Source organism: uncultured Stenotrophomonas sp. (genome assembly GCF_945952405.1).
In the GTDB taxonomy this organism is placed as follows: Bacteria; Pseudomonadota; Gammaproteobacteria; order Xanthomonadales; family Xanthomonadaceae; genus Stenotrophomonas.
This window is the reverse complement of record NZ_CAMFIA010000002.1, coordinates 312,396-336,401: the sequence shown is the minus strand read 5'-3', so window position 1 is coordinate 336,401 and position 24,006 is coordinate 312,396. Positions and strand designations below refer to the sequence as shown.

Here is a 24,006-nt window from a genome sequence, read left to right as displayed (position 1 = left end):
ACCGCCGACACGGGGATTTTCAATCCCCTGCTCTACCAACTGAGCTACTCGGCCAAATTGCGTGGCAACCGCCATCCAGCACGGTTTCCGGAAAAAAAAGACCCGCATTTCTGCAGGCCTTCGAAAGTGGTGGCCGAGGACGGAATCGAACCGCCGACACGGGGATTTTCAATCCCCTGCTCTACCAACTGAGCTACTCGGCCACTTGTTTCGTTGCAGCGAGGTCGCTGCCGAGGACGCGCATATTACGGAGGTCAGCCGTCTTCGGCAAGCGTTTTGGCAAAAAACCTTCACATTGCCGTCTGCGCACGTGCAAGTGCTTGATCCTCCGTCGCCAAGCGGTGCCCGGTCGCCTGGATGCCGCGTCATCGGCGCGGCGCATCGCCGCAATCATCACCCGTGGCGGAAATCAGCGGGCCACCGCGATCGGCAAAGCCGCCGTGGCAAGGCCTGCGCATCGAGCGTGCCGATGCGGAGGATGGAACGCTGTTTTCGTGGCCGCCATCGGCAACCGCCGCGGCGTAGTGTCGGCATTCCTTTCCTGATGCTGGCAACAGCAGAGACCGTCGCCATGTCGAATCCCACGACCACCTCCCGCATCGTGCTGGCCTCGCGCCCGCAGGGCGCACCGGGCGCAGCCGACTTCCGCCTGGAACAGGCAGAGCTGCCGGCCTTGGCCGATGGCGAGGTGCTGCTGCGCAACCGCTACCTGTCGCTGGATCCGTACATGCGTGGACGCATGGACGACGGCCCGTCCTACGCCGCGCCGGTCGCGGTGGGCGCGGTGATGGAGGGCCAGACGGTGGCCGAAGTGCTGCAGTCCAATGCCGAAGGGGTGGCGGTGGGGGAGCAGGTGCTGGCGCCGGGAGGCTGGCAGACCCACGCGGTGCTGCCGGCCAGGGCACTGGGACGCCGGCTGGATCCGGCCGGGCTGCCGCTGAGCACGGCGTTGGGCGTGTATGGCATGCCGGGTTTCACCGCCTATTCCAGCCTGCATGAAATCGCGCGCCTGACGCCGGGCGAGACGCTGGTGGTGGCTGCAGCGAGCGGGCCGGTCGGCGCGACCGTGGCCCAGCTGGCCAAGCTGCAGGGCGCGCGCGTGGTCGCCATCGCCGGTGGCGAGACCAAGCGTGCCTATCTGCAGACGCTGGGCGTGGACGTGGCGCTGGATCATCGCGCTGCCGATTTCGCCGCGCAGCTGCGTGCCGCGGTGCCTGCCGGCATCGATGTGTACTTCGAGAATGTGGGAGGGCACGTGCTGGATGCGGTGTTGCCGCTGCTCAACGATTTCGCGCGCATTCTGGTGTGCGGCACCATCGCCACCTACAACGCGCGCGGCGTGGAGCAGCCCGGGCCGGACCGGCTGCCGGCACTGTTCAGCCAGATCCTGCGCCAGCGGCTGACCGTGCGGGGCTTCATCGTGCATGACTTCAACCCTCTGTGGCCCGACTTCGAGCGCGAGATGGGGCAGTGGTTGCGCGAAGGCCGCATCCAGTATCGCGAGGACGTGGTGGAGGGGTTGCAGAACGCCCCCGAGGCCTTCTTCGGGCTGCTGAAGGGGGCCAACTTCGGCAAGCTGGTGGTGAAGCTGGATTGAGCCCGTGCCGGCGGCCGGCCGTGGTCCGTTTCAGCCGGTCGCCGCGCTTTCCCTTCGCAGCAGTTCGCGCTTGCGCGCCACGCCCCACGCATAGCCGGACAGGTCGCCGTCACGGCGCACCACACGATGGCAGGGCACCGCTACCGCCAGCGGATTGCTTGCGCATGCGCGCGCGACTGCGCGGCTCGATCGCGGTGCGCCGATGCGCGTGGCGATATCGGCATACGAGGCGGTCTGCCCGCGCGGAATCTGTTGCAGCGCCTGCCACACCCGCTGCTGGAAAGCGGTGCCGCGGATGTCCAGCGGCAGACTGGCGCCAGGCGCGGGATCCTCGACCAGGCCGACCACCTGTGCCACCAGCTGTTCATAGCCGCGGTCGGCACCGACCAGCTCGGCCTGGCGGAAGCGCTGCTGCAGGGACTGCAGCAACGCCTCTGGGTCATCGCCGAGCAGGATCGCGACCACGCCGGTCGCGCTGCTGGCCACCAGCACGCTGCCCAGCGAGCTTTCGGCGATGGCGAAGTGGATGACTTCGCCGCGCCCGCCGGCGCGCCACTGCTTCGGGGTCATGCCGAGCAGACGCGGTGCGTTTTCGTAGAAGCGCCCGCTGGAGCCGAAGCCGGCCTCGTGGAACGCATCGGTGATGCGTTCCTGCTGCTGCAACCCGCTGCGCAGGCGGTCGGCGCGCAGGGCGGTCGCGTATTGCTTGGGGGTCAGGCCGGTGGCCTGCTTGAACAAGCGATGCAGCCGGGTCGGGCTGCAGCCGGCGAGGGCGGCCAGTTCCTGCAGCGAGGGTTCGTCGAGGCGGGCCTGCAGGTGGCGGCAGACCCGTTCAACGCGGGCATCGATGGCGGGGGGGGCGGTGCTGTCCATGACCGGATTCTGGCATGCGCCTGCGGCAGGGAAACTCCGTTTCCTGCACCCGCCGACAAGGCCCGGAAACGGAGTGTCTGCAGGCCCGCCGCACGGCAGGGTGGTGGCCACTTCACAACCGGAACCCCCTCCATGCGCCTGGACAACAAGATCGCCCTCATCACCGGAGCCAGTGCCGGCATCGGCCGTGCGAGCGCGCTGCGCTTCGCTGCGGAAGGGGCGAAGCTGGTACTCAATGCACGGCGGCTGGCGCCGCTGCAGGCGCTGGCCGCGCAGATCCGCGCTGCGGGGGGCGAGGTGGTGGTGCATGCCGCCGATGTGGCTGATCCGGGCACGGCACAGGTGCTGGTCGATCTGGCCCAGCAGTCGTTCGGAGGGTTGGATATCGCACTCAACAACGCCGGCATGCTCGGCCCGGGCGTGCCGGCAGCGGAGTTTCCGCTGCACGCCTGGCGTGAGGTGATGGCCACCAACCTCGACGCCGCGTTCCATGCGGCGCGCGCGCAGCTGCCGGCATTGCTGGCGCGCGGTGGCGGTTCGCTGGTGTTCGTCGGTACGTTCGTCGGCCACACCGTTGGCTTCCCCGGGATGGCGGCCTATGCGTCGAGCAAGGCCGGGCTGATCGGCCTGAGCCAGGTGATCGCCGCCGAGTACGGTGCGCGTGGGGTGCGCAGCAACGTGCTGTTGCCTGGCGGCACCGATACCGAGATGGGGCGGCAGGCCGCGCCCACCGGCGATGCACGCGACTTCGTGCGTTCGCTGCATGCGCTCAAGCGTCTGGCCCAGCCGGAGGAGATCGCCCAGGCGGCGTTGTTCCTGGCCAGCGATGAAAGCAGTTTCGTGACCGGTACCGCGATGCGCGTCGAGGGCGGGGTGTCGATCATGCGCACCTGAGCGCCGTCAGCGGACTGACCGATCGACGCCCATGGTCACCCTGTCGAGCTGCTGCCCGTGGAAACACAGGCTGATGCCGGCGGGCGCGCCGCCGAGCGTGAGCCGGTGCAGGCTGAGCCAGTGGTAACCGGTGCCGACATCGCGTTCGGCATGGACCCGCGTGGCAAAGGCGAGGCGCGCCTGATCCAGCGAGAGCGTGGGGCCGATCACGGTCGGCAGTTCGCCGAGCCGGATGCGGCCATCGGTGGCATCGAGGAGCACCGGCATCGCGTGCGTTGCGTTGGCGATGGAAGCGGAGATGGCGGGCCTGTCGTGCGTGCTGTAGCGGATTCCGGGCATGCACAGGGTATCGCGGCAATGCGTGCGTGCTGGCGCCGTTGGACATTCGCGGTTGCCCCACGACGGCGCCCTGGTCGGCTGCACGCGGTGTTCGCACCAGGCTGACCTGCGGATTATCCGGGCGCTGCTAGGGTGATGCCAGGCGGGTGTCCGCCAGCGCGGGAGCAGGTGATGGGCGAGCGAGACAAGAACCCGGCCGATCCGGAATCGGGTGTGCAGGAAAGCCGGCAGGACAGAAAGCAGGACGACGTGGCCAGACAGCGGCCGGCGCAGCAGGATCAACAGGTGCGCGACGCACATTCGCGCAGCCCGCGACGCAAGGACGGCAGCCGCGATCCTGCCTGAGTAACCGGCATCGGTGGACTCGGGGTCGCTGCCGCTGCGCCGGCCTGGACGCGTCCAGGCCGAACGCTGCCGTCCGCTCAAAGTGCGGTCGGCGTGATCTGGTAAGTGCCGTCGCGGGTGAAACCCAGTCGCAGCTTCAGGCTGCCGCCGGCCTCGATCTCGAAGTTTGCTTCGCGCAGATGCGCGGTCCGGCTGACGATGCCGCATACCCCCGTGCCTGCAGGGCCGGCGCCGAGGATGTGCTTGCCGGCGGGGATGTGCAGGGTCATGGTCTGGCCAGTGTCCACATGTGCCGCCACTTTGCCGTCAACATAGAAGGCAACGGGGCATTTCGATCCGGCCAGTCCGATGTCCCGGGTTACTACGACCGCGCCTGCGTCCGCGGCGGATTGCGCATACGCGAAGATCTGACCGGCCGGAACCGGCTGGGCTGTCTCTGTCGCGATGGGACGCGTGGCTGAACAGCCGGCAAGCGCAGCGATGACGACGGCAGCCGCAATGATTCCCTTCATGAGTCCTCGTGGATGGCAACGTGCCGAAGCCGGCAGCGGCGGCATTGTCGCTGAACTCCTCGCAAAACAAAAAGCCCCGGGGATGCCCCGGGGCTTGTTGTTTCATGCGGTGGTGGAGCCAAGGAGGATCGAACTCCTGACCTCGTCATTGCGAACGACGCGCTCTCCCAGCTGAGCTATGGCCCCACGGCAGGCTTTCAGTGTAGCGCCGCCTGCCGGGCTTGCCAAGCGCCGGGTAGGGCGGAGGGCCGCCTGCACCGGCCGCGGCCTTCCCCGGTTCAGCACAGGGCCTGGCGCAGCAGGGCGCCCGCGCGCTGCAGGGCCACGTCGGTGGAGGCGGTCACCGTGTGCAGGTGGATGCAGGCGTGGATCATTCCCGGCAACCGTTCCAGCGTGCAGTCGATCCCGGCGGCCTGCAGACGCTGCGCGTACTGTTCGGCCTCATCGCGCAGGGGATCGTATTCGCAGCTGAGAATGGAGGCCGCTGCCAGTCCCTGCAGGTCCGTTGCATGGGCGGGTGAGGCCAGCGCCGGTGCCTGCTCCAGCGCACGTCCGCCGAGGTAGGCCTGCCAGCAGCGCTGCATGAGCTCGGCGCTGAGGTAATAGCCGTTGCCGTATTCGCGGTACGACGCCGTGTCCATACCGGCATCCAGTGCCGGGTACAGCAGCAGCTGGTGGCGTGGCTGCGGCAGGCCGAGCTGCTGCAGTTGCAGGCAGCAGGCGGCGGCCAGGTTGCCACCGGCGCTGTCGCCACCGATCGCCAGCCGCTGCGGGTCAAGGCCCAGGCGCCTGGCATTGGCCTGCAACCACTGCCAGGCGTCGGCGACGTCGTGCAGGGGCACCGGGAACGGGTGTTCGGGGGCCAGCCGGTAGCCGACCGCCACGACCACGCAACCGCTGGACTGGGCCAGGGCGCGGCAGGGGCCGTCATAGACCGCCAGTGAGCATTGGAACCAGCCACCACCGTGCGCGAACAGCAGCGCCGGCGCCGGTCCATCGGCCTGGCCTTCCGGGGTGTACACGCGCAGCTGCAGCAACTGCCCATCACGTGCGGCGAAGGTGTGCTCGATCACATGCGCGACCGGCGGCGGTGCGCCCTGCAGCTGCGGCAACGCGCGCTCGCTGACCGCGCGCAGTTCGCGCAGGTCGTCCGGCAGCGACTGGGCGGCGATGGCATCGACGAACTGCTGTAGTCCGGCTTCAAGCGGCATGGCGCGCCTCCTGCAGGAAGGGCAGCAGCTGTGCCAGGAACGCCTGCGGTGCTTCCTCCATGATGAAGTGGCCGCAGCCCGGCACGATGCTGCCGCGCACGTCATCGGCGTGCGGCTGCAGGGTCAGCATCGGTGCATCGGCGGTGGCGTGTTCGGCGCCGATCGCCAGCACTGGCATCGGCAGCCGGCGCTGTGCGCGCAGCTTGTTCTGGCGGATCGTTTCCGGAATCGCGCGGTACCAGGCGAAGCCCGCGCGTAGTGCGCCGGGGCGGCTGTAGGCGGCGATGTAGGTATCGGCGGCGACCGCGTCGCGGCGGTACGACCAGCGGTCGAACATGAATTCCAGGTAGGCGCGCTCGCGGCCGCTGATCAGGGCTTCGGGCAGATCAGCGACCTGGTTGAACATGAAGTGCCAGAGGAAGATGTTGTCGGCGGGTGCGGCGAAGATGCCCGGCTCCGGGGCCAGCCCGGGAATCACGGCCTCGGTGACCGCCAGCTGGCGCACGGCCTGTGGCTGGTCGCTGGCCAGTGCATAGGCGATCCACATGCCGATGTCATGGCCGACCACCTGGTAGCGGGCATGGCCCAGCGCCAGCATGGTCTGGTGCAGCACGGCGGCGGCGCTGCCGGTGTCGTAGCCATGGGCAGGGCGGTCGGATTCGCCGATGCCCGGCGGGTCGATCGCGATGGCCTCGAATCCGGCCTCGGCCAGCGCCTGCAGCACATGCCGCCAGGCGTACCAGGTCTGTGGCCAGCCGGGAATCAGCAGTACCGGATCACCCTGGCCGGCGGACACGCAATGCACGCGCTGGCCCTCAATGCGCAGGTAGTGGTGGCGCAGGGCGGCGTCGCCGGCAGCGCCAGCGGAATGGGAAGTCGTCATGGGGGAATACTCCGTTGGGGCTCAGGCGATGCCGAGCATCTGCTGCATCTGTGCGGTGCTGATTGGCGCACCGGCGAAGTCGTCGAAGATCTTGTCGGTGACCGGAATGATGTGGTCGCGGATGAAGGCGGCGCCCTCGCGCGCACCGGCTTCCTGGTCCTTCAGGCAGCACTCCCATTCCAGCGTGGCCCAGCCCTGGTAGTCGTACTGGGCCAGCTTGGAGAAGATCGACCTGAAATCGACCTGGCCATCGCCAAGGGAGCGGAAGCGGCCGGCGCGGTCGGCCCAGTCGGCATAGCCGCCGTAGATGCCCTGGCGGCCGCTGGGGCGGAACTCGGCATCCTTGACATGGAACATGCGGATCAGCGGGTGGTAGATGTCCAGGTACTGCAGGTAGTCCAGCTGCTGCAGCACGAAGTGGCTGGGGTCGAACAGGATGCGGCAGCGCTGGTGCTGGCCCACGCGCTCGAAGAAGCGCTCGAAGCTGGTGCCGTCATGCAGGTCCTCGCTGGGATGGATCTCGTAGCAGAGGTTGACGCCGTTGTCGTCGCAGCTGTCGAGGATCGGCCGCCAGCGCCGTGCCAGTTCGTCGAATGCGGCGTCGATCAGGCCTGGCGGGCGCTGCGGGAACGGGAACAGGTAGGGCCAGGCGAACGAGCCGGAGAAGGTACCCATGTCCTGCAGGCCCAGGCGGCGCGAGGCACGGGCGGCCAGGTGCAGCTGTTGCTGCGCCCATTCGCTGCGGGCCTGCGGATTGCCACGCAGCGCTTCCGGCGCGAAGCCATCGCAGAGTTCATCGTAGGCCGGATGCACGGCCACCAGCTGGCCGAGGATGTGGGTGGTCAGCTCACTGACCTGCAGGCCGTGTTCGGCCAGCGTGCCGCGGACGTCGTCGCAGTAGTCCTGGCTGTCGGCAGCGGTGGCCAGGTCGAACAGGCGCGCATCCCAGGCCGGAATCTGCAGGGCCTTGAAGCCATGGCCGGCAGCCCAGCCGGCAATACCGGCGAGGCTGTTGAACGGGGCCTGGTCGCCGGCGAACTGCGCCAGGTGCAGGCTGGGGCCCTTGAGGGTCTGCATGTGTTGCTCCATTTGTTTGTCGATCGACAAAGAATAGGCGTGAGCCTCGCGGTGGTCAACACCCGCGTTACACTGCGCGCCTCACTGGAGCAGGCAGGCAGATGGCAGGGCGACCGCGCGAATTCGACAGGGACCAGGCGTTGCGCAAGGCGATGCTGCTGTTCTGGCAGCACGGCTATGAGGGCACCTCGATGTCGGCGCTGGTCGAAGCGCTGGGCATCGCCTCGGCGCGCATCTACGCTGCGTTCGGCAGCAAGGAACAGTTGTTCCGCGAAGCGGTGGCGCTGTACGAAGAAGGCGAGGGTGGGTTCGCGCCCCGTGCGCTGGAGCAGGTTTCGCTGCGCGAGGCGATCGGTTCGATGCTGCGCGATGCGGTGCTGACCTACACCCGGCGCGGGCGCCCGCATGGCTGCCTGGTAGTGTCCTCGGCCAGCAGCGTGTCGCCCGATGGCGAAGGCGTGCGTGACTGGCTGGCCAGCCACCGCCGGCAGCGCACCGCCGCGATCATCGCGCGCCTGCAGCAGGCGCACGCCGCGGGCGAGCTTCCGGATGGGGCGGCCGTACAGGCCCTGGGTGACCACTTCGCCACGGTGCTGCATGGCATTTCGGTGCAGGCGCGCGACGGCATCAGCCGCGAGCGGCTGCTGGCGATGGTCGATGTGGCGCTTGCGCTGCTTCCCTGACGTGCTTCGAGGTCAGTTCCACTCTCGGGAATAGAGCGGACCCGCCCCGGAGCCATGCCAGGCGGCGACGGCGGACTGTGCCGAAACCGCTGGTTTCCCCGGGTTCGGGGCTCGCGCAACGAAATCGTAACAATTTGGGGGATAATGACGGCTTGCGCAGTTTCCCTCCTTTTTGCCGCCCGGCTCGCGCAGGCCGCACGGACGCCTCCTCAGAGCATTCCATGCCCTCCCATTCCGATTCCCGCCGCCTGTCGGGTATGTCGTCTTCCTTTGTTTCCTTCCGCCGCCATCCGCTGGCCCTGGCCTGTGCCGGCCTGGCCCTGGTCGGCAGCTTCGGTGCCGCCGCGCAGGACAGCGCGCCGACCCCGACCGGCCTGGACACCATCACCGTGACCGCCGAACACCGTGAGCAGAACCTGCAGGAAGTGCCGGTTTCGGTCGGCGTGGTGCAGGGCGAGCGCATGCGCGACTTCACCGCTGGCGGTGACGACACGCTGCTGGCGCTGTCGGGCCGCGTGCCGAGCCTGTATGCGGAAACCACCACCGGGCGCATCTTCCCGCGCTTCTACATCCGTGGCCTGGGCAACATCGACTTCTACCTGGGTGCCTCGCAGCCGGTCTCGATCATCCAGGACGACGTGGTGCTGGAGCACGTGGTGCTGAAGTCCAACCCGGTCTATGACGTGGACCAGGTGGAAGTGCTGCGCGGCCCGCAGGGCTCGCTGTTCGGCCGCAACACCACCGCCGGCATCGTCAAGTTCGATACCCTGAAGCCGACCCGCGACTACACCGGCCGCGTCAGCGCCAGCTATGCGACCTACAACAGCGTGTCGATCGACGGCGGCTTCGGCGGCCCGATCAACGACATCGCCTCGTTCCGCGTGTCGGCCCTGTACCAGCACCGCGACGACTACGTCGACAACACCTACAAGGGCCCGAGCGCCGATGGCACGGTCAGCCCGAAGAAGAACGCCATGGGCGGCTTCGACGACCGCAACGTGCGCGCGCAGCTGCTGCTCACCCCGAGCGACCAGTTCTCGATCCTGGCCTCGGCCCATGCCCGTGACTACGAAGGCACCTCGACCCTGTTCCTGCGCGGTGCGCTGACCAAGGGCTCGAACAAGACCGACGTGCCGCGCGACAAGGTGGCCTACGACGAAGCCGACAACAACCCGCAGGCCTACAAGACCTACGGCGGCTCGGTGAAGGCACGTTACGACTTCGGCGCGATCGACTTCACCTCGATCACCGCCTACGAAACCACCTCCGGCTACAGCCGTGGTGACACCGATGGCGGCGCCGCGGTGAACTTCCCGGTCAACGGCGTGCCGAACGGCTACGGCCAGTCGATGGGCCGCATCCGCGATCTCGACCAGTGGACCCAGGAGTTCCGCCTGGCCAGCCATGACGACAACGCCCTGCAGTGGCAGGCCGGTGCGTTCTACTTCAACGGCAGCGACACCACCGATTTCTACCAGCGCGCGTGGTTCCTGCAGGGCGCGGCACGCAACCCGAACAACTGGGTGCGCCTGCGCAACAAGAACACCTCCTGGGCGGGCTTCGGCCAGATCAGCTATGCCTTCACCGACAAGTTCACGGTGACCGCCGGCCTGCGCCAGACCAAGGACGAGAAGCACACCCGCCTGCTGAAGACCGCCGATACCGCCGCCGGCGTGGTGACCTACAAGGGCCGCACCGACGTCAAGATGTCCGACACCACCCCGAGCTGGGATCTGAGCGCGATGTACCAGATCACTCCGGACGTGAGCGTCTACGCCAAGGTGGCCCGCGGCTTCCGCGGCCCGACCATCCAGGGCCGTTCGGCCGTGTTCAATGCGGACTTCACCACCGCCGATTCCGAGACCATCCTGTCCTGGGAAGCGGGTGTGAAGAGCAGCCTGTGGGACAACCGCCTGCGCCTGAACGCCACCGCGTTCACCTACACGGTCAACGACATCCAGCTCAACGGCAATGATTCGGACGGCAACGGTGTGCTGTTCAACGCCGACAAGGCCAAGGCCTACGGCTTCGAAGCGGACATGGAACTGCGTCCGATCCCGAACCTGACCCTGAGCGCCGGCCTGAGCCTGCTGCACAGCGAGATCAAGGACAAGCGCGTGTACGCGCAGGTCTGTGGCCTCAACGGCCAGGTGGTCTGCACCGTCGGCGACCCGACCATCAAGGTCGGTGCCAACACCTTCGCCCAGATCGATGGCAACCCGCTGCCGAACGCGCCGAAGTACAACGTCAACTTCGCGGCCCGCTACGACTTCCCGGTCAGCGACGCCGGCACCATGTTCGTTTCCACCGACTGGAACAAGCAGGGTTACACCAGCTTCGTGCTGTACGACACCAAGGAATTCAACTCCAAGGGTGACTTCGAGGGCGGCCTGAAGATCGGCTACTCGGGCAACTACGGTGCCTACGAAGTGGCGCTGTTCGCGCGCAACATCACCAACGAGAAGAACCTCAAGGGTGTGATCGAGAACTACATGGCCGCGGTCTACAACGAGCCGCGCACCGTGGGCGTCTCGCTGAACATGAACTGGTAATGTGCGGTCGCGGTGGCGGCGCATGCCGCCATCGCATGGACTGAACGAACAGGGCGGCCCGATGATCCGGGCCGCCCTTTTTATTGCTTCAGACCGCGGTGAGATCGCTGTCCTGGCTGCGCTGGCCAAAGGTCAGGGCCCAGGTCGCGCTGTCCACCTGCTGGCGGTCCTGCGCCTGCTGCTTGCGTGCCCGGCTGGCGCCGAACCAGCGGCCTTCGCCGTTGATCAGCGGCGTCATGCGCACCACGTCCACATACTCCGGGTCGATCTCGCTGGCGCGCTGCAGCCAGGTCTGGGCCAGGAAGGCATTGGCGGGAACGCCGTTGCCGAAGTGGTAGATGTCGGCCAGGTAGCCGGCGGCCCACAGCTTGTCGTCGTCCTCGCCGCGCCACCACAGGGGAATCAGTGCGCGCTCGACCGCTTCGCGCTTGTGCGCGTCGTCCTGGCCATCCAGCGCCAGGCAGGCGAGGTTGCGGCAGGTCGGTGCCCACACCCGTTCGCCGGCCTCGGCCTCGGCCAGGCAACGCAGGTACAGCTCGCGCGCACGCGCTTCATTGTCCGCGCCACCGGCGGCAACCAGGCGCACGCCCAGGTTGTAGGTGGCGATCAGGTCACCGCCTTCAACCGCACGCTCCTGCCAGAATGCGGCCTGTTCGGCATCGACGAACTGCGGTTGGTCGCGGCCACCGAGGCGGCCCTTGTACAGGTCGCACAGTGCCGACATCGCCCCGGCGTCGCCGGCTTCGGCCATGCGCTGCAGCAGCGCCAGGCCGGCGGACTGCGAGACGTCGCAGAACAGGTTGGCAGCGAAGGTGACCGCTGAAGTGTTGTCCTCCGGGGCCAGCTTCAGCGCGCGCTGCAGCAGCGCGGTGGCACGTTCCGGGTCGGCGCTCTGGCCGAGCAGGCCGTGCTCGATGGCGGTCGCGGCCCAGAGCAGGCCGATCGCCGAATCGCCCTCGCGTGCGGCGTAGTCCACCACCTGTGCGAACAGGGCTTCGGCACCGTCGACATGGGCGAACCAGGCACAGGCCTCGAGGTTGCTGAAGCCTTCGTGCAGGACCATGTCGCGGTCCAGTGCCCAGGCCTGCTGCAGGTCGTCGAACACCGCCTGCATGTGCGCGGCGTCCCACCGCACGTCATCGTCGCTGCCTTCAATGCGGCCAAGCCGGTAGCGCAGCCCGGCACGCTGGGTGAGGACTTCCGCGCGCAGCTGGCGGTCCAGGTGCCAGTCGAGGATCTGCGCATAGGCGCGCTCGTGCGCGGCCACGGCGTCGGCATCCTCGCGATGCGGCAGCTCGCCCATCCAGTCCTGTTCCTTGCGCCAGCGCAACGCGTTGCTCTGGGTCAGATCCAGTCCGCGGCACCAGCCCCCTTCGATGAAGTCCTCCATCGCTTCGTGGCTGCCGCCCCAGCGCGGATACAGGTAGTAGAGGGTGTCTTCCAGCGTGCCCAGGTCGTCGCCGCGCTGTTCCAGTACCAGGCGCATCCAGTACGCCAGCGGCGCATCGAAATCGTCCTCGCTGCGTTCGCGCAGCACTGCCGGCAGCGTGTCGGGCAGTGACTGCAGCGGTGCGCCGAAGCGTGACAGCAGCTGCAGGGCCTGCGGCCACGCCTGCGGATAGTGCTCGGCCAGCAGGGCCAGGCTGGATTCGGCGGGTTGCCCCGCCTGCAGGGCTCGCAGCCAGCCCGGCTCGCGCAGGTAGCCGGTGATGCGCTTGATGCCATCCAGCGCCAGCGCCGGGCGCGATGACAACGGGATCGCCTGCAGGTAGGCATGCACGGCATGGTCGCGTGCCAGCTCCGCGGCGAGCCACTGGCTGTCTTCGACCAGCGCGGCCACATCGGCGCTGCGCAGGGCGCCGGCGGCGGATTCCCAGCAGGCACCCAGGCGCAGGTGCGCGTAATAGCTGTGCGGCGCAGCGGCGACCCATTGCTGGGCTTGCTGCAGGCGCTGATCCAGCGTCAGCACCTTGTCCTGCAGGTTACGCAGTCGCCAGCGGATGCCCGGCAGTGGCCTGGCGCCGTCAAGCCAGGCCTGTTCGTGGGGTGCCAGCAGCGCCTCCAGCGCGGCATAGTCGCGCTCCTGCAGTGCGGTGCGCGCCTGCGTGCGCCAGGCCAGGTCCTCTGCCGACAGGCCGTCCTTGGCAATTCCATGTGTCATCTGATGCACTCCAACAATAGCGGGGACGCTATTGGACAGGCCCGCACCCGACTCGGCAAGCGTGGCAGATGCGCATTGCACAGGCATCGGGCGCCGCCCGGCCAGCTGCCGGGCGATGTCAGCGTGCCGGCAGCAGCGCCTGCAGCCGCGATTCCAGCTCCTGCTGCCGCCAGCCGGCCAGTGCGGCCGGCCACTGCCGGCTTTCCAGATAGCTTTCCAGGTGCTTGCGCGATGCCAGGATGCCATCCGGCAGGCCCAGCTCGCGGCTGCGCTCGGCCACCGCATCCTGCAGCTTCTTCAGTGCCTGCTTGTTGCTGTCGTTGGCCGGCAGCGCCAGCGGCGCTTCGGCTTCATCGGCCAGCGCCGTATCCAGTGCCTGCCACACGGCGCCGGTCAGCTTGCGCGGTGCCTTCGGGAACTGCTCGAACAGCTTGCCCAGCGCGGCCGCATCGGCCGGCGGGGTGCGCGCGAGGGTGGCGGCCAGTTCGTTGTCCAGGATCCAGCTGCGCGGGCGGTCGCTGCTGCGTGCCTGTGCATCGCGCCAGCGCAGCAGGCGCAACAGGCGCCGCTGTGCCGTGGCGTCGAGGAACTGCGCGCTGCGCATCGACAGATGTGGCCAGCGCTCCTCATCGTTGGCGACGCTGGCCAACAGGCGCTCGCCGTCATCGTGCAGCCACTGCTGGCGGCCCAGTGCCTGCAGCCTGGCATCGATGGCGTCGTGCAGCGCGAACAGGTGCTCGACGTCGTCGGCGGCGTACTGCAACTGCGACTCGGACAGCGGGCGGCGCATCCAGTCCGAGCGGGTCTCGCCCTTGGCCAGCGCGACGCCGGTGATTTCCGCGACCAGCTTCTGGTAGCCCATGCCGCCGCCGATGCCGGCCAGCGCAGCACCGATCTGGGTGTCGAACAGCGGGCGCGGCAGCACCCCGCAGGCCCATTTGAAGGCGACCAGGTCTTCGCTGGCGCTGTGCATCACCTTGATGATGGATTCGTCGGCCAGCCACGGCGCCAGCGCCTCGGTCATGCCGGGAATCAGCGGGTCGATCAGCAGGATGTCCTGTCCAACGGCCATCTGCACCAGTGCCAGCTGCGGCCAGAAGGTGCGTTCACGGATGAATTCGGTGTCCAGGCCGATACGGGCCGGGCGCTGCTGGAAGTACGCATCCAGCTCGGCGGGGGTGGTGATCCAGGTTGCCACGGGTCAGGGCCTACTACTCGGGTTTGCTCAGGCAGGGGAGAATAGCCTAACGTCGGTCCGCGTCCGTGCCGAAGGAGGCTCTGCTTGCGTTTTCCGTTGTCGCCCGTGCTGTGCACCGCCCTGGCCATGGCCCTGGCTGGTTGTACGCCGTCACCGCCTGCGACGGCCGATCAGGTGGCCGGCAGCGACGCGCGCCCGGCCGTGGACGGTGATGGCGGCAGCGACGCCGGCGCCCAGGACGGGCAGGGCAGCGTGACCATCGGCGGCGAAGATGCCGCCGAGGATGTGCAGCAGTGGACACCGCCGCGGGTCGACCGCCAGGGCCGCAGCCTGGTCCAGTTGCGGCGTGCGGCCGACAAGGCATTCGCCGAGGGCAGGCTCTATGAGGATGCCGACGCGGCCATTCCGCTGTGGCTGGCGGTGCAGGAGGAAGATCCGGATGACCGCCAGGCCCGGCTTGGCCTGCAGCGTGCCCGCCAGCGCCTGCAGCAGCAGGCGGATGCGCTGCTGGTGCGGCCCCTGAAGCAGCGTGAGGCGCTGGCCGAGGCCAGTCGCCAGGCCCTGGTGCTGTTGAGCCTGGCGCCCAAGGACGAAAAGGTGCGCGCCCTGCAGGGGCGGGTCGAGACGGCACAGCGCGTGGTCGCCTACAACCGTGCCGGTGAAGAAGACCTGCGAGCGGACCGGATCGGCGAGGAGGGCGACGGCGCCATCGGCAACTTCCGCGAGGCATTGGCGCTGGATGAGCACAATGGCCGGGCACGACAGGGCCTGGCGGCCGCCGAAAGCGGATTGATCCGGCGTGCCGAGGACGCGGCGCGGGCGCGGGATTTCGCCAGCGCCGGCACCTGGCTGGCGGAGGCCAGCAAGGTGCGCGATTCATCGCCGACCATTGCCGATGCGTTCGAGCGCATCGAGCAGATCCGCGCCGCGACGCTGCTGCAGCTGCGCGACGACGGCCTGCGCGACCTGGCCACGCCACAGGGGCTGAAGCCGGCCCGGGAGAAGCTGGCCGAGGCGCTGCGCATCGCCCTGCCGGGTGACGCGGTGGTGGGCCAGCTGCGCGAGCGCATCGACCTGGCCACCCATTACGGCAGCTTCCGTCCGGGGCAGGTATTCAGTGACGCCATGCGTGACGGCGGGCGCGGCCCGCAGATGGTGGTGGTGCCGCATGGCGGCTTCCAGATGGGGGCCGGCGACGCCGAGCCGGGTGCCAGCGATGCCGAGCGTCCTTCGCACTATGTGCGCTTCGAGCGCGGCTTCGCGATGGCGATCACCGAGGTTACGGTCAGCGACTTCGAGCGCTACGTGAAGGCGTCCAACGCGCGGCCGCGCGCGACCCGTCGTGGCCACTCGGTGGTCTATGACGAGCGCAGCGGCAACTTCATCCGCCGCAGCGGCGTCGACTGGCGGTCGGACTACGACGGCGGCCGCGCGCTGGGCAATTCGCCGGTGATGCACGTGAGCGTGCGCGACGCCGAGAACTACGCGGCCTGGCTGTCCGAGCAGACCGGGCGAAGCTACCGGCTGCCCAGCGAGGCCGAATTCGAGTATGCGCTGCGTGCCGGCAGCAGTGGCCGCTATCCGTGGGGTGACGCCGGCACGCCGCCACCGGGCAGCGGCAACTTCACCGGCAGCAAGGATGTCTCCCCTTCGGGCCGGCACTGGCACAACGCCTTCATCGGCTACGGCGATGGCTGGTGGGGACCGGCCCCGGTGGCCAGCTTCCAGGCCAACGCCTTTGGCCTGCACGACATGGGCGGCAACCTCAGTGAATGGGTGGCCGACTGCTGGCATGCCAGCTACCGGCGCGCGCCGTCCGATGGTGTGGCCTGGTTCAACCCGGGGTGCCGGGCGCGGGTGATCCGGGGTGGCAACTGGGCCAATGCGCCGGAACAGACCCGGGCCGCCTGGCGCCAGTCGCAGGATTCGGATACCACCAACGCGCGCATCGGCTTCCGCCTGGTGCGCGGCATCTGAGCGGCATCCGGCTTCACCCGCAGCGGGCATCGGCACACTAAGATTGCGCCGTGCCCGCCGGCCGGCGGGGCCTGCCGGAAGACCACCCGATGCGCAACGATCCCTTCTCACGCTCGCCGCAAGGCCCGCAGCGACGTGGCCTGTTCGGCAACATCCGCTGGTGGGTACTGCTGCTGGCCGCTGGCTATGCGCTGTTCTACTGGTTCTCCAACCGCACGGTCGATCCTTACACCGGCGAGAAGGTGATGATCGACAGCAGCCTGGACGCGCGCCAGGAAACCGCGCTGGGGCTGCAGGCCTACCAGCAGATCCTGTCGCAGGAACGGCCGATGGATCCGAACGCACCGGTTGCGCGTGATGTGCGCGACATCGCCCAACGGCTGATTGCCAAGGTGGATGTGGTGGAGACCGCGCTGGCGCAGGAGCACGGCGTGCAGCCGGCGCACTTCGCGCGCGACTTCCAGTGGGAAGTGAACGTGATCCCGTCCGAGCAGGCCAATGCGTTCTGCCTGCCGGGCGGCAAGATGGCGGTCTATACCGGGCTGATACCGGTGGCGCGTACCCGTGATGCAATGGCGGTGGTGATGGGCCATGAGATCGCCCATGCGCTGCTGCGCCATGGTGCGCAGCGCATGGCGCAGCAGAAGCTGACCCAGATCGGGCAGATGGCCGGCGCCGCCAGCGGCATGGATGCGCAACAGCAGCAGATGATGATGTCGGCGATGGGCTACGGCTACCTGCTGCCGTATGCGCGCAGCCACGAGACGCAGGCCGATGAAGTGGGGCTGATGCTGGCCGCGGCGGCCTGCTTCGATCCGCGCGAGGCGGTGCCGCTGTGGCAGCGCATGGGCCAGGCCGGTGGTGGCCAGGCGCCGCCGGAGTTCGCGTCCACCCATCCGAACCCGGGCACCCGCATCCAGAACCTGCAGGCACTGATGCCGAAGGCACTCGAGTACCGGCAGAAGTTCTGCGAGCAGGCCAGGTAGAGGGTTGTCCGGCAGGGCTTGCAGCCCTGCACCCGCGGTAGTGCTGGCCGCTGGCCGGCAACAACAGCAACAGCTGGCATTCCGTGGGATGGCGGGATGGGTCCGGTTGCGGGAGACGCCGTAAACCCGTCCTTGGGGGCTTGGCCGCGGCATCCATGCCGCGGACACTCCCGCAACCGGACCCACCCCGCCTTCGACAGAGTCCCGCGATCCGGTAGATCCACGCCATGCGTGGATGAATCTCCATCGAGATCGAATATTCCGAATTGAAATCGAAAAGCATCCACGCATGGCGTGGATCTACTTATCGTCACCGGGAAGCTGTCGGGGGTGGGGCGGTGTGGCGGTGCAGGACCGTTGGCGCCATGGACGGCGCCATCGAGCCCCCATGGAGGGGTTTACGGCGTGTCCTGCACCGCCACACCGCCCCGCCAAACCATCAGCAATCCAGCGCCGCGTTGGCTGTTGCTTCGGCGGTTGCTGTTGCTTGAACGCTTCGGCAGGTGCAGGGCGCAGCCCTGCCGAACACCCCTTTACTTGACCTGCACATCGATCACGCCGTCGCCGACGCGGGCCTGCAGGGCATCACCGGGCTGCACCTGCCCGACCTGGCGCACCAGTGCGCCATCATCGCTGCGGGTCAGGATGCTGTAGCCGCGAGCCACGGTCGCCAGCGGGCTGACCGCTTCCAGCGAACGTGCCAGCCCCCGCAGGTGCAGGCCATCGCGTTCCAGCTGGCGCTGCATCGCTGCCTGCGGGCGCCCGCGCAGGGCCGCCAGCCGGCGCTGCAGGGTATCGAGCTGACGTTGCGGATGGTGGCCGCGCAGCACGGCGGCGGCGTGGCGCAGGCGTGCGGCCCGCCGCTCCTGCTGCTGGCCGAACGCGGCATGCAGGCGCCGGCCCAGGTCCAGCTGGCGGCGGCGCAGCAGCTCCAGGCGGGCCTGCGGGCTCTGCGCGTTCAGGCGCAGCAGGGCACGGTCGGCGCGCTGCATGGCCTGCTGCATCGTGTGCCGCTGCAACTGCACCATGCGTGCCGCCGTGCGGCGCAGGCGCAGTGCCAGTTCGCGCTGGTCGGGGACCAGCAGTTCGGCGGCCACCGACGGCGTTGGCGCACGCAGGTCGGCCGCGAAATCGCTCAGGCTGAAGTCGGTCTCGTGGCCGACTGCCGACACCACCGGCGTGTGGCTGGCCGCGATCGCACGCGCCAGGGCTTCATCGTTGAACGCCCACAGGTCTTCCAGCGAGCCGCCGCCACGGGTCAGCAGGATCACGTCGTAGCGGCCACTGGCATCGGCGGCCTGCAGCAGGCGGGTGATCTGCGCGGCGGCGCTGCTGCCCTGTACCAGGGTCGGCAGCAGGTCCACTTCCAGCAGCGGGAAGCGGCGGCCGAGTACGCTCAGCACGTCGCGCACGGCGGCGCCGGTGGGCGAGGTGATCACTGCCAGGCGCTGCACGTGCGCCGGCATCGGGCGCTTGCGTGCCGGGTCGAACAGGCCTTCGGCCTCCAGCCGCGCCTTCAGTTCCTCGAACGCGCGGCGCAGCGCGCCTTCGCCGGCTTCCTCCATGTGGTCCAGCACCATCTGGTACTCGCCACGGGCGTCGTACAGGGTGACCTTGCCGCGCACCAGCACGCGCATGCCCTCGCGCGGCACGAATTTCAGGTACTGCGCCTTCATCCGGAACATCGCCGCCCGCAGCTGCGCGCGCGCGTCCTTCAGGGTGAAGTAGAGGTGCCCGGAAGCCGGCCGTGCCACGCTGCCCAGTTCGGCCTCGACCCAGATCGCCGGGAAGCTGCCTTCCAGCAGGTCGCGGGCCAGGGTGTTGAGCTGGCTGGGGGTGAGGATGTCGTTGTTGCGTGGCTGCATGGGAGCGGCAGGGGGCGGGTCGAGCGGGTGCTCAGGATCGCATGTCAGCGTCCGGTGTGCTGGCCCAGTGCCCACTGCACGTGCTCGCGCACCAGCGGCGAGGGGTCGTCGATGCGGGTGTGCAGCGCGGCCAGCGCCTCGGCCGAGGCGGGCGCATTGCCCAGCGCCACGGCAATGTTGCGCAGCCAGCGTTGATGGCCGCTGCGGCGGATCGGGCTGCCCTCGGTGCGGCGCAGGAACTCCGCTTCGTCCCAGGCGAACAGCTGGTCCAGGCGTGCGCTGTCGAGGTTGTTGCGGGCACGGAAGTCGGCTTCGTCGGTGCGCTTGGCGAACTTGTTCCAGGGACAGACCAGCTGACAATCGTCACAGCCGTAGATGCGGTTGCCGATCAACGGCCGCATGTCGTCCGGGATGGATCCTTCATGCTCGATGGTCAGGTAGGAGATGCAGCGGCGCGCGTCCAGCCGCTGCGGGCCGGTGATCGCGCGGGTGGGGCAGACATCGATGCAGCGCGTGCAGGTGCCGCAGTGGGCGGTAGCCGGGGTATCGATCGGCAACGGAACATCGATGTAGATCTCGCCGATGAAGAACCAGGAGCCGCCGTGACGGTCGATCAGGCAGGTGTGCTTGCCGATCCAGCCGAGCCCGGCGTTGCGCGCCAGTGCGCGTTCCAGCACCGGCGCCGAATCGACGAAGACGCGGTAGCCCAGTGGCGCCACTTCATCGTTGATCTGCGTGGCCAGCTTCTGCAGCCGGTTGCGCATCAGCTTGTGGTAGTCGCGGCCCAGCGCGTAGCGCGCCACGTAGGCGCGGCCCGGATCGGCGAGGGTGGCCCAGGCCTCGGTGTCGTCCTTGTGGCTGTAGTCCATCCCCACCGAGATCACCCGTACGGTGCCGGGCAGCAGTTCGGCCGGGCGTGCGCGCAGGGTGCCGTGGCGCGCCATCCAGTCCATGGTGCCGTACAGGCCCTGGCCCAGCCAGTCGGCCAAGTGCGCCTCGTCCTCGCCCAGTTCGATGCCGGCGATGCCGCAGCGCTGGAAGCCATGCGCACGCGCCAGTTCGCGGATGCGCTGCACGGCCTGGGCCGGATCGACAGGGGTGGGGGCGGGGGACATGTGCACCAGTATAAAATCCCCGCATGGCCAACCTCGCCGATCTGTTCGATTCCGCTGCCGCGCGTGCGCTCGATGCGCAGGCTTCGGCGCTGGCTGGCGACGGCGGCCAGGGCCTGATGGCACAGGCCGGCCAGGCCGCCTGGCAATGCCTGCTGCAGCACTGGCCGCAGGCACAGCGGATCGGCGTGGCGGTGGGGGCCGGCAACAATGGCGGCGATGGTTATGTGCTGGCGCGCCACGCGCAGCTGGCCGGGCGCGAGGTGCAGGTGGTCGCCCTGCCGGGCAAACCGCCGTCGACCGCGCTGGCGCAGCGTGCGGCCTCCGAGTTCACCTCCGCGGGTGGCAGCGTCGCCGGGTTCGGCGGCCTGCTGCCGGACGCCGATGTATGGGTCGATGCCCTGTTCGGCCTGGGGTTCGATCGGGCGCCGGAAGGCGCGGCAAAGGCGCTGATCGAAGCGCTCAACGCGCAAGCGGCGCCGCTGCTGGCGCTGGACGTTCCCAGTGGCGTCGATGCCGACCGTGGTGCCGTGCCGGGTGTTGCGGTGAGGGCCACGGTGACCCTGCAGTTCATCGTGCCGCATCGCGGCCTGTACACCGGTGACGCGCTGGACCATTGCGGGCGGAAGGCGCTGGCGCCGCTGCAGCTGCCGGCGGCGGCCTGGTCCGCGGTGTCGCCCGCAGCGGAGCTGTGGACGCAGGCCCGGTTGCCGGCCCTGCTGCCGCCGCGCCGCGCCAATACCCACAAGGGTGAATCCGGGCATGTGCTGTGCGTTGGCGGCAATCATGGCAGCGGCGGCGCCATCGCGATGGCCGCCGAAGCCGCATTGCGCGCCGGCGCCGGGCTGGTGAGCCTGGGCACCCGGCGCGACCATGTCGGGCCGATGCTGGCGCGCCTGCCCGAGGCGATGACCCATGCGCTGGAAGACGGTGATGCGCTGCCGGCACTGCTGGACAAGGCCAGGGTCGTGGCGATCGGCCCCGGGCTCGGGCAGGACGAATGGGCACGCGCCCTGTTTGCGCGGGTGCTGGCCAGCGCCCGGCCGCTGGTGGTCGATGCCGATGCGCTGAATCTGCTGGCGCAGGACCCGCACGCGCTGCCCGATGCCATCCTCACGCCGCATCCGGGCGAGGCCGCGCGGCTGCTTGAGTGCAGCACGGCGGACATCCAGGCCGATCGCCCTGGCAGCGCGCAGCGGCTGGCGGAGCGCTTCCACGCCGTGGTGGTGCTGAAGGGGGCCGGTACCCTCGTGACCGCCCCCGCGCAGCGCCCGCGACTGATTGCCGCGGGCAATCCGGGCATGGCGGTGGGTGGCATGGGCGACCTGCTCACCGGCATCATCGCCAGCCTCCGCGCGCAGGGCATGGCCGCCTTCGACGCCGCCGCGGCCGGTGCCTTGCTGCATGCGCTCGCGGGTGATGCCGCTGCTGCCGGCGGAGCGCGCGGCCTGCTTCCTACTGACCTGCTGGTGCCCTTGCGGCGACTGGCCAACCCGGACCTCTCTTCATGACCGATTTCTTCCTTGCCGACAGCGATGCCACCGAACTGCTCGGGCAGTGGCTGGCAGCGACCCGCCCGCCGCAGGCGCTGATCGAACTGCGCGGTGACCTGGGCGCCGGCAAGTCGACCACGGCCCGTGCACTGCTACGCGCTCTGGGCGTGCAGGGTGCGATCCGCAGCCCCACCTACACCCTGGTCGAGCGTTATCCGCTGGCCAGCGGCGGCGAGGCCTGGCACCTGGACCTGTACCGCATCGGCCAGGCCGGCGAGCTCGATTTCCTCGGCCTGGACGAGGGCAGCGCGGTGTTGTGGCTGGTGGAATGGCCCGAGCGCGGTGCTGGCGCATTGCCGCCGACCGACCTGGTGGTGGCGCTGGAAATCGAGGGGCAGGGGCGTCGCGCGCGTCTCACTGGGTCCAGCGACGCCGGACATGAATGGCTGAAACGGCTACCTCAAGGGGGCGACTTGCAGGCCATTTCTGTCGGCTGACGAGAACAAACACCGGCAGGTTACGGATTATTAAGGAAAAAGGTGTTGCATTCCGTTCAGCGCGGTGATTGAATCCTGAGCCATGCGCCCGGGGAACCGTCTCATCGCCATCTGTGCCGCCGTCGGACTGGGTCTGGCGAGCGTCAGTGCGTGGGCAGGTGAAGTCCGCCAGGTCCTGCTCAACACCGGTTCCACCGGCACCCGTGCCGAGATCTCGCTGGTCGGCAGTGGTGGCTACAAGACCCTGTCGCTGGCCGGCCCGAACCGTCTGGTGGTTGATTTCCCGGATTCCAGCGCCGTGCGCAACCTGAAGATGCCGGCCGCGCAGGGCGTGGTCACGGCGGTGCGCACTGGCCAGCCGGTTCCCGGTACCTTCCGTGTCGTATTCGACCTCGCCGAATCGGTGGCGCCGTTCCGCCCGCAGATGCAGCGCGAGGGTAATGAATCCAAGCTGGTGATCGAATGGCCGGGCGATGGCCCGGCCGTGGCCGCCAGCCGCCCGGCGGTGACGCCGGCGGTACCGCCGCAGGCCCCGGCCAGCACGCCCGCGCCGAGCCCGGCCGAGAGCGCGCAGTCGCGCAGCGATGCGGCACGCGCCACCGCGCTGTTGACCGCGCAGGTACAGCAGCAGGCCAGTGCCACCGCCGCTGCACCGGCCACGCCGACCCCGGCCCCGACCACCACGCCGGCACAGGTCGCCGCAGCCGGCACGACCGCCAGCAGCACGCCCAGTTCTTCGCCGGCCGCGATCCTGGCCGGCCAGCGCACCGCTGCGGTGGTGACCACGCCGCCGGCCACGGTGCCTGCACCGGCGCCGACACCGGCGGAACCACCGCGCCCGGCCATGCCCAGTGATGCCTCGCGCATCCGCATGCAGGCCGGCATGCGCCACCTGGTGGTGGCCATCGATCCGGGCCACGGTGGCCAGGATCCCGGTGCGATCGGCCCGACCGGCAAGCGCGAAAAGGATGTGACCCTTGCGGTGGCGCGTGAGCTGGCCCGCCAGGTCAATGCCACGCCCGGCCTGAAGGCCTACCTGACCCGCGACAGCGACGTGTTCATTCCGCTGCCGATGCGTGCGCAGAAGGCGCGTGCGAACAAGGCCGATATCTTCATTTCGATCCACGCCGACGCTGCCGAAAACCGCTCGGCGACCGGTTCGTCGGTGTACGTGCTGTCGACCAAGGGCGCCTCTTCGCAGCGCGCGCGCTGGCTGGCGGACAAGGAAAACGCGGCCGACCTGGTCGGTGGCGTCCGCCTGCAGCAGACCGAGGGCACGCTCGCCAACGTATTGCTGGACCTGGCCCAGAGCGGCTACATGAAGGCATCCGAGGATGCGGCCGGCCACGTGCTGGGCGGCCTGAAGCGGATCGGCAACAACCACAAGCCGAACATCGAGCGCGCCAACTTCGCGGTGCTGCGTACCTCGGACATGCCGGCAATGCTGGTGGAAACCGCGTTCATCTCCAATCCGGACGAAGAGCGTCGCCTGATCGACCCGGCCTACCAGCGCAAGATCGCCGGTGCCGTGCTGGATGGCGTGCATACCTTCTTCAGCCGCCAGCCGCCACCGGGCACGCTGTATGCGGCCCGCGCCCAGGCCGAGATCGATGCGGCCGGCACCATGGCCGGCGGCAGCAAGTAACCCGCCGAAGGCAGGCCACCGCGTTCCTTAGCGTCGACTGTCAGTCGGCTACGCGCGCAGCGCGGGGTCCTGTGCCCGGTGAGGAGCTGTCCGCTATCATCAACCC

Annotated in this window: 19 protein-coding genes, 2 tRNA genes and 1 pseudogene; 10 read left to right on the top strand and 12 right to left on the bottom strand. The window is 69.0% G+C overall.

Features of this window, described 5'->3' with window-relative positions; all coding sequences use genetic code 11:
- Positions 1–127: 127 nt before the first annotated feature.
- Positions 128–203 (bottom strand) — tRNA-Phe (locus Q0P60_RS03880).
- A gap of 368 nt (positions 204–571) precedes the next feature.
- Between Q0P60_RS03880 and Q0P60_RS03875 the strand changes: the two genes are divergently transcribed.
- Positions 572–1,597: an NADP-dependent oxidoreductase gene (locus Q0P60_RS03875; protein WP_294988471.1), complete on the top strand. Its 1,026-nt coding sequence runs from the start codon at positions 572–574 to the stop codon at positions 1,595–1,597.
- A gap of 30 nt (positions 1,598–1,627) precedes the next feature.
- On the opposite strand, the gene Q0P60_RS03870 is transcribed toward Q0P60_RS03875, so the two are convergent.
- Positions 1,628–2,470, bottom strand: a complete 843-nt coding sequence (locus Q0P60_RS03870) for a methylated-DNA--[protein]-cysteine S-methyltransferase (RefSeq protein ID WP_294988469.1) — start codon at positions 2,468–2,470, stop codon at positions 1,628–1,630.
- Positions 2,471–2,602: 132 nt separating this feature from the next.
- Between Q0P60_RS03870 and Q0P60_RS03865 the strand changes: the two genes are divergently transcribed.
- The gene (locus Q0P60_RS03865) at positions 2,603–3,364 is read left to right on the top strand and encodes an SDR family oxidoreductase (RefSeq protein ID WP_294988466.1); all 762 of its coding nucleotides are present in this window, start codon (positions 2,603–2,605) and stop codon (positions 3,362–3,364) included.
- A gap of 21 nt (positions 3,365–3,385) precedes the next feature.
- Here the strand turns inward: Q0P60_RS03865 and Q0P60_RS03860 are convergent.
- A pseudogene (locus Q0P60_RS03860) lies at positions 3,386–3,631 on the bottom strand (hypothetical protein); the annotation flags it as partial.
- A 243-nt stretch (positions 3,632–3,874) separates the two neighbouring features.
- On the opposite strand from Q0P60_RS03860, the gene Q0P60_RS03855 reads away from it, so the two are divergent.
- Positions 3,875–4,048 carry a hypothetical protein gene (locus tag Q0P60_RS03855; RefSeq protein WP_294988463.1) on the top strand — a complete coding sequence of 58 codons (174 nt, stop codon included), beginning with the start codon at positions 3,875–3,877 and terminating at the stop codon, positions 4,046–4,048.
- 77 nt (positions 4,049–4,125) lie between these two features.
- Here the strand turns inward: Q0P60_RS03855 and Q0P60_RS03850 are convergent, their stop codons facing one another.
- The 5 genes from Q0P60_RS03850 to Q0P60_RS03830 all read right to left on the bottom strand — a co-directional run bounded on the left by Q0P60_RS03850 (position 4,126) and on the right by Q0P60_RS03830 (position 7,731).
- The gene (locus Q0P60_RS03850) at positions 4,126–4,560 is read right to left on the bottom strand and encodes a hypothetical protein (protein ID WP_294988460.1); all 435 of its coding nucleotides are present in this window, start codon (positions 4,558–4,560) and stop codon (positions 4,126–4,128) included.
- 110 nt (positions 4,561–4,670) lie between these two features.
- A tRNA-Ala gene (locus tag Q0P60_RS03845) sits at positions 4,671–4,746 on the bottom strand.
- Between the two features lie 92 nt (positions 4,747–4,838).
- On the bottom strand, positions 4,839–5,771 hold the full coding sequence (locus Q0P60_RS03840) for an alpha/beta hydrolase (RefSeq protein WP_294988457.1): 933 nt from the start codon (positions 5,769–5,771) through the stop codon (positions 4,839–4,841).
- Positions 5,761–6,654 carry an alpha/beta hydrolase gene (locus Q0P60_RS03835; protein WP_294988454.1) on the bottom strand — a complete coding sequence of 298 codons (894 nt, stop codon included), beginning with the start codon at positions 6,652–6,654 and terminating at the stop codon, positions 5,761–5,763. Before Q0P60_RS03835 ends, Q0P60_RS03840 begins: the two co-directional genes overlap by 11 nt.
- 21 nt (positions 6,655–6,675) lie before the next feature.
- Complete coding sequence (locus tag Q0P60_RS03830; protein WP_294988451.1) at positions 6,676–7,731, bottom strand: sugar phosphate isomerase/epimerase family protein; 1,056 nt, start codon at positions 7,729–7,731, stop codon at positions 6,676–6,678.
- 101 nt (positions 7,732–7,832) lie between these two features.
- On the opposite strand from Q0P60_RS03830, the gene Q0P60_RS03825 reads away from it, so the two are divergent.
- Both Q0P60_RS03825 and Q0P60_RS03820 read left to right on the top strand, forming a co-directional pair.
- Positions 7,833–8,414, top strand: a complete 582-nt coding sequence (locus Q0P60_RS03825) for a TetR/AcrR family transcriptional regulator (protein ID WP_294988448.1) — start codon at positions 7,833–7,835, stop codon at positions 8,412–8,414.
- Positions 8,415–8,635: 221 nt separating this feature from the next.
- The gene (locus Q0P60_RS03820) at positions 8,636–10,966 is read left to right on the top strand and encodes a TonB-dependent receptor (RefSeq protein WP_294988445.1); all 2,331 of its coding nucleotides are present in this window, start codon (positions 8,636–8,638) and stop codon (positions 10,964–10,966) included.
- Between the two features lie 88 nt (positions 10,967–11,054).
- Here Q0P60_RS03820 and Q0P60_RS03815 read toward each other — a convergent pair whose 3' ends face one another.
- Positions 11,055–13,127, bottom strand: a complete 2,073-nt coding sequence (locus tag Q0P60_RS03815; protein ID WP_294988442.1) for a DUF4034 domain-containing protein — start codon at positions 13,125–13,127, stop codon at positions 11,055–11,057.
- A 118-nt stretch (positions 13,128–13,245) separates the two neighbouring features.
- Positions 13,246–14,325 carry a ribonuclease D gene (gene rnd, locus Q0P60_RS03810; protein ID WP_294988439.1) on the bottom strand — a complete coding sequence of 360 codons (1,080 nt, stop codon included), beginning with the start codon at positions 14,323–14,325 and terminating at the stop codon, positions 13,246–13,248.
- A gap of 84 nt (positions 14,326–14,409) precedes the next feature.
- Here rnd and Q0P60_RS03805 point away from each other — a divergent pair, with 84 nt between their 5' ends.
- A complete protein-coding gene (locus Q0P60_RS03805) occupies positions 14,410–16,302 on the top strand; it encodes a formylglycine-generating enzyme family protein (protein ID WP_294988436.1) in 1,893 nt (630 codons plus the stop codon).
- 89 nt (positions 16,303–16,391) lie between these two features.
- Positions 16,392–17,288 carry a M48 family metallopeptidase gene (locus Q0P60_RS03800; RefSeq protein WP_294988433.1) on the top strand — a complete coding sequence of 299 codons (897 nt, stop codon included), beginning with the start codon at positions 16,392–16,394 and terminating at the stop codon, positions 17,286–17,288.
- A gap of 533 nt (positions 17,289–17,821) precedes the next feature.
- Here Q0P60_RS03800 and xseA read toward each other — a convergent pair.
- Together xseA and queG are read right to left on the bottom strand one after the other, a co-directional pair.
- Positions 17,822–19,153, bottom strand: coding sequence for an exodeoxyribonuclease VII large subunit (gene xseA, locus Q0P60_RS03795; RefSeq protein ID WP_294988429.1), 1,332 nt, complete (start codon positions 19,151–19,153; stop codon positions 17,822–17,824).
- A gap of 44 nt (positions 19,154–19,197) precedes the next feature.
- The gene (gene queG, locus Q0P60_RS03790) at positions 19,198–20,268 is read right to left on the bottom strand and encodes a tRNA epoxyqueuosine(34) reductase QueG (protein WP_294988426.1); all 1,071 of its coding nucleotides are present in this window, start codon (positions 20,266–20,268) and stop codon (positions 19,198–19,200) included.
- 23 nt (positions 20,269–20,291) lie between these two features.
- Between queG and Q0P60_RS03785 the strand changes: the two genes are divergently transcribed.
- From Q0P60_RS03785 to Q0P60_RS03775, 3 genes are all read left to right on the top strand, one after another.
- Entirely contained in the window at positions 20,292–21,776 is a 1,485-nt protein-coding gene (locus tag Q0P60_RS03785) for an NAD(P)H-hydrate dehydratase (protein WP_294988423.1), read from the top strand.
- On the top strand, positions 21,773–22,255 hold the full coding sequence (gene tsaE / locus Q0P60_RS03780; protein ID WP_294988420.1) for a tRNA (adenosine(37)-N6)-threonylcarbamoyltransferase complex ATPase subunit type 1 TsaE: 483 nt from the start codon (positions 21,773–21,775) through the stop codon (positions 22,253–22,255). The genes Q0P60_RS03785 and tsaE overlap by 4 nt, the downstream gene beginning before the upstream one ends.
- Before the next feature lie 82 nt (positions 22,256–22,337).
- Positions 22,338–23,900, top strand: a complete 1,563-nt coding sequence (locus Q0P60_RS03775) for an N-acetylmuramoyl-L-alanine amidase (protein WP_294988417.1) — start codon at positions 22,338–22,340, stop codon at positions 23,898–23,900.
- Positions 23,901–24,006: the final 106 nt, after the last annotated feature.

Excerpts from the sequence above, each read along its gene's own strand:
- queG (WP_294988426.1), bottom strand. The coding sequence starts at position 20,268 with ATGTCCCCCGCCCCCACCCCTGTCGATCCGGCCCAGGCCGTGCAGCGC.
- Q0P60_RS03875 (WP_294988471.1), top strand. The coding sequence starts at position 572 with ATGTCGAATCCCACGACCACCTCCCGCATCGTGCTGGCCTCGCGCCCG.
- Q0P60_RS03830 (WP_294988451.1), bottom strand. The coding sequence starts at position 7,731 with ATGCAGACCCTCAAGGGCCCCAGCCTGCACCTGGCGCAGTTCGCCGGC.
- Q0P60_RS03775 (WP_294988417.1), top strand. The coding sequence starts at position 22,338 with ATGCGCCCGGGGAACCGTCTCATCGCCATCTGTGCCGCCGTCGGACTG.
- Q0P60_RS03855 (WP_294988463.1), top strand. The coding sequence starts at position 3,875 with ATGGGCGAGCGAGACAAGAACCCGGCCGATCCGGAATCGGGTGTGCAG.
- Q0P60_RS03800 (WP_294988433.1), top strand. The coding sequence starts at position 16,392 with ATGCGCAACGATCCCTTCTCACGCTCGCCGCAAGGCCCGCAGCGACGT.
- xseA (WP_294988429.1), bottom strand. The coding sequence starts at position 19,153 with ATGCAGCCACGCAACAACGACATCCTCACCCCCAGCCAGCTCAACACC.
- Q0P60_RS03850 (WP_294988460.1), bottom strand. The coding sequence starts at position 4,560 with ATGAAGGGAATCATTGCGGCTGCCGTCGTCATCGCTGCGCTTGCCGGC.
- tsaE (WP_294988420.1), top strand. The coding sequence starts at position 21,773 with ATGACCGATTTCTTCCTTGCCGACAGCGATGCCACCGAACTGCTCGGG.
- Q0P60_RS03870 (WP_294988469.1), bottom strand. The coding sequence starts at position 2,470 with ATGGACAGCACCGCCCCCCCCGCCATCGATGCCCGCGTTGAACGGGTC.
- Q0P60_RS03815 (WP_294988442.1), bottom strand. The coding sequence starts at position 13,127 with ATGACACATGGAATTGCCAAGGACGGCCTGTCGGCAGAGGACCTGGCC.
- Q0P60_RS03840 (WP_294988457.1), bottom strand. The coding sequence starts at position 5,771 with ATGCCGCTTGAAGCCGGACTACAGCAGTTCGTCGATGCCATCGCCGCC.
- Q0P60_RS03825 (WP_294988448.1), top strand. The coding sequence starts at position 7,833 with ATGGCAGGGCGACCGCGCGAATTCGACAGGGACCAGGCGTTGCGCAAG.
- Q0P60_RS03785 (WP_294988423.1), top strand. The coding sequence starts at position 20,292 with ATGGCCAACCTCGCCGATCTGTTCGATTCCGCTGCCGCGCGTGCGCTC.
- Q0P60_RS03865 (WP_294988466.1), top strand. The coding sequence starts at position 2,603 with ATGCGCCTGGACAACAAGATCGCCCTCATCACCGGAGCCAGTGCCGGC.
- Q0P60_RS03820 (WP_294988445.1), top strand. The coding sequence starts at position 8,636 with ATGCCCTCCCATTCCGATTCCCGCCGCCTGTCGGGTATGTCGTCTTCC.
- Q0P60_RS03835 (WP_294988454.1), bottom strand. The coding sequence starts at position 6,654 with ATGACGACTTCCCATTCCGCTGGCGCTGCCGGCGACGCCGCCCTGCGC.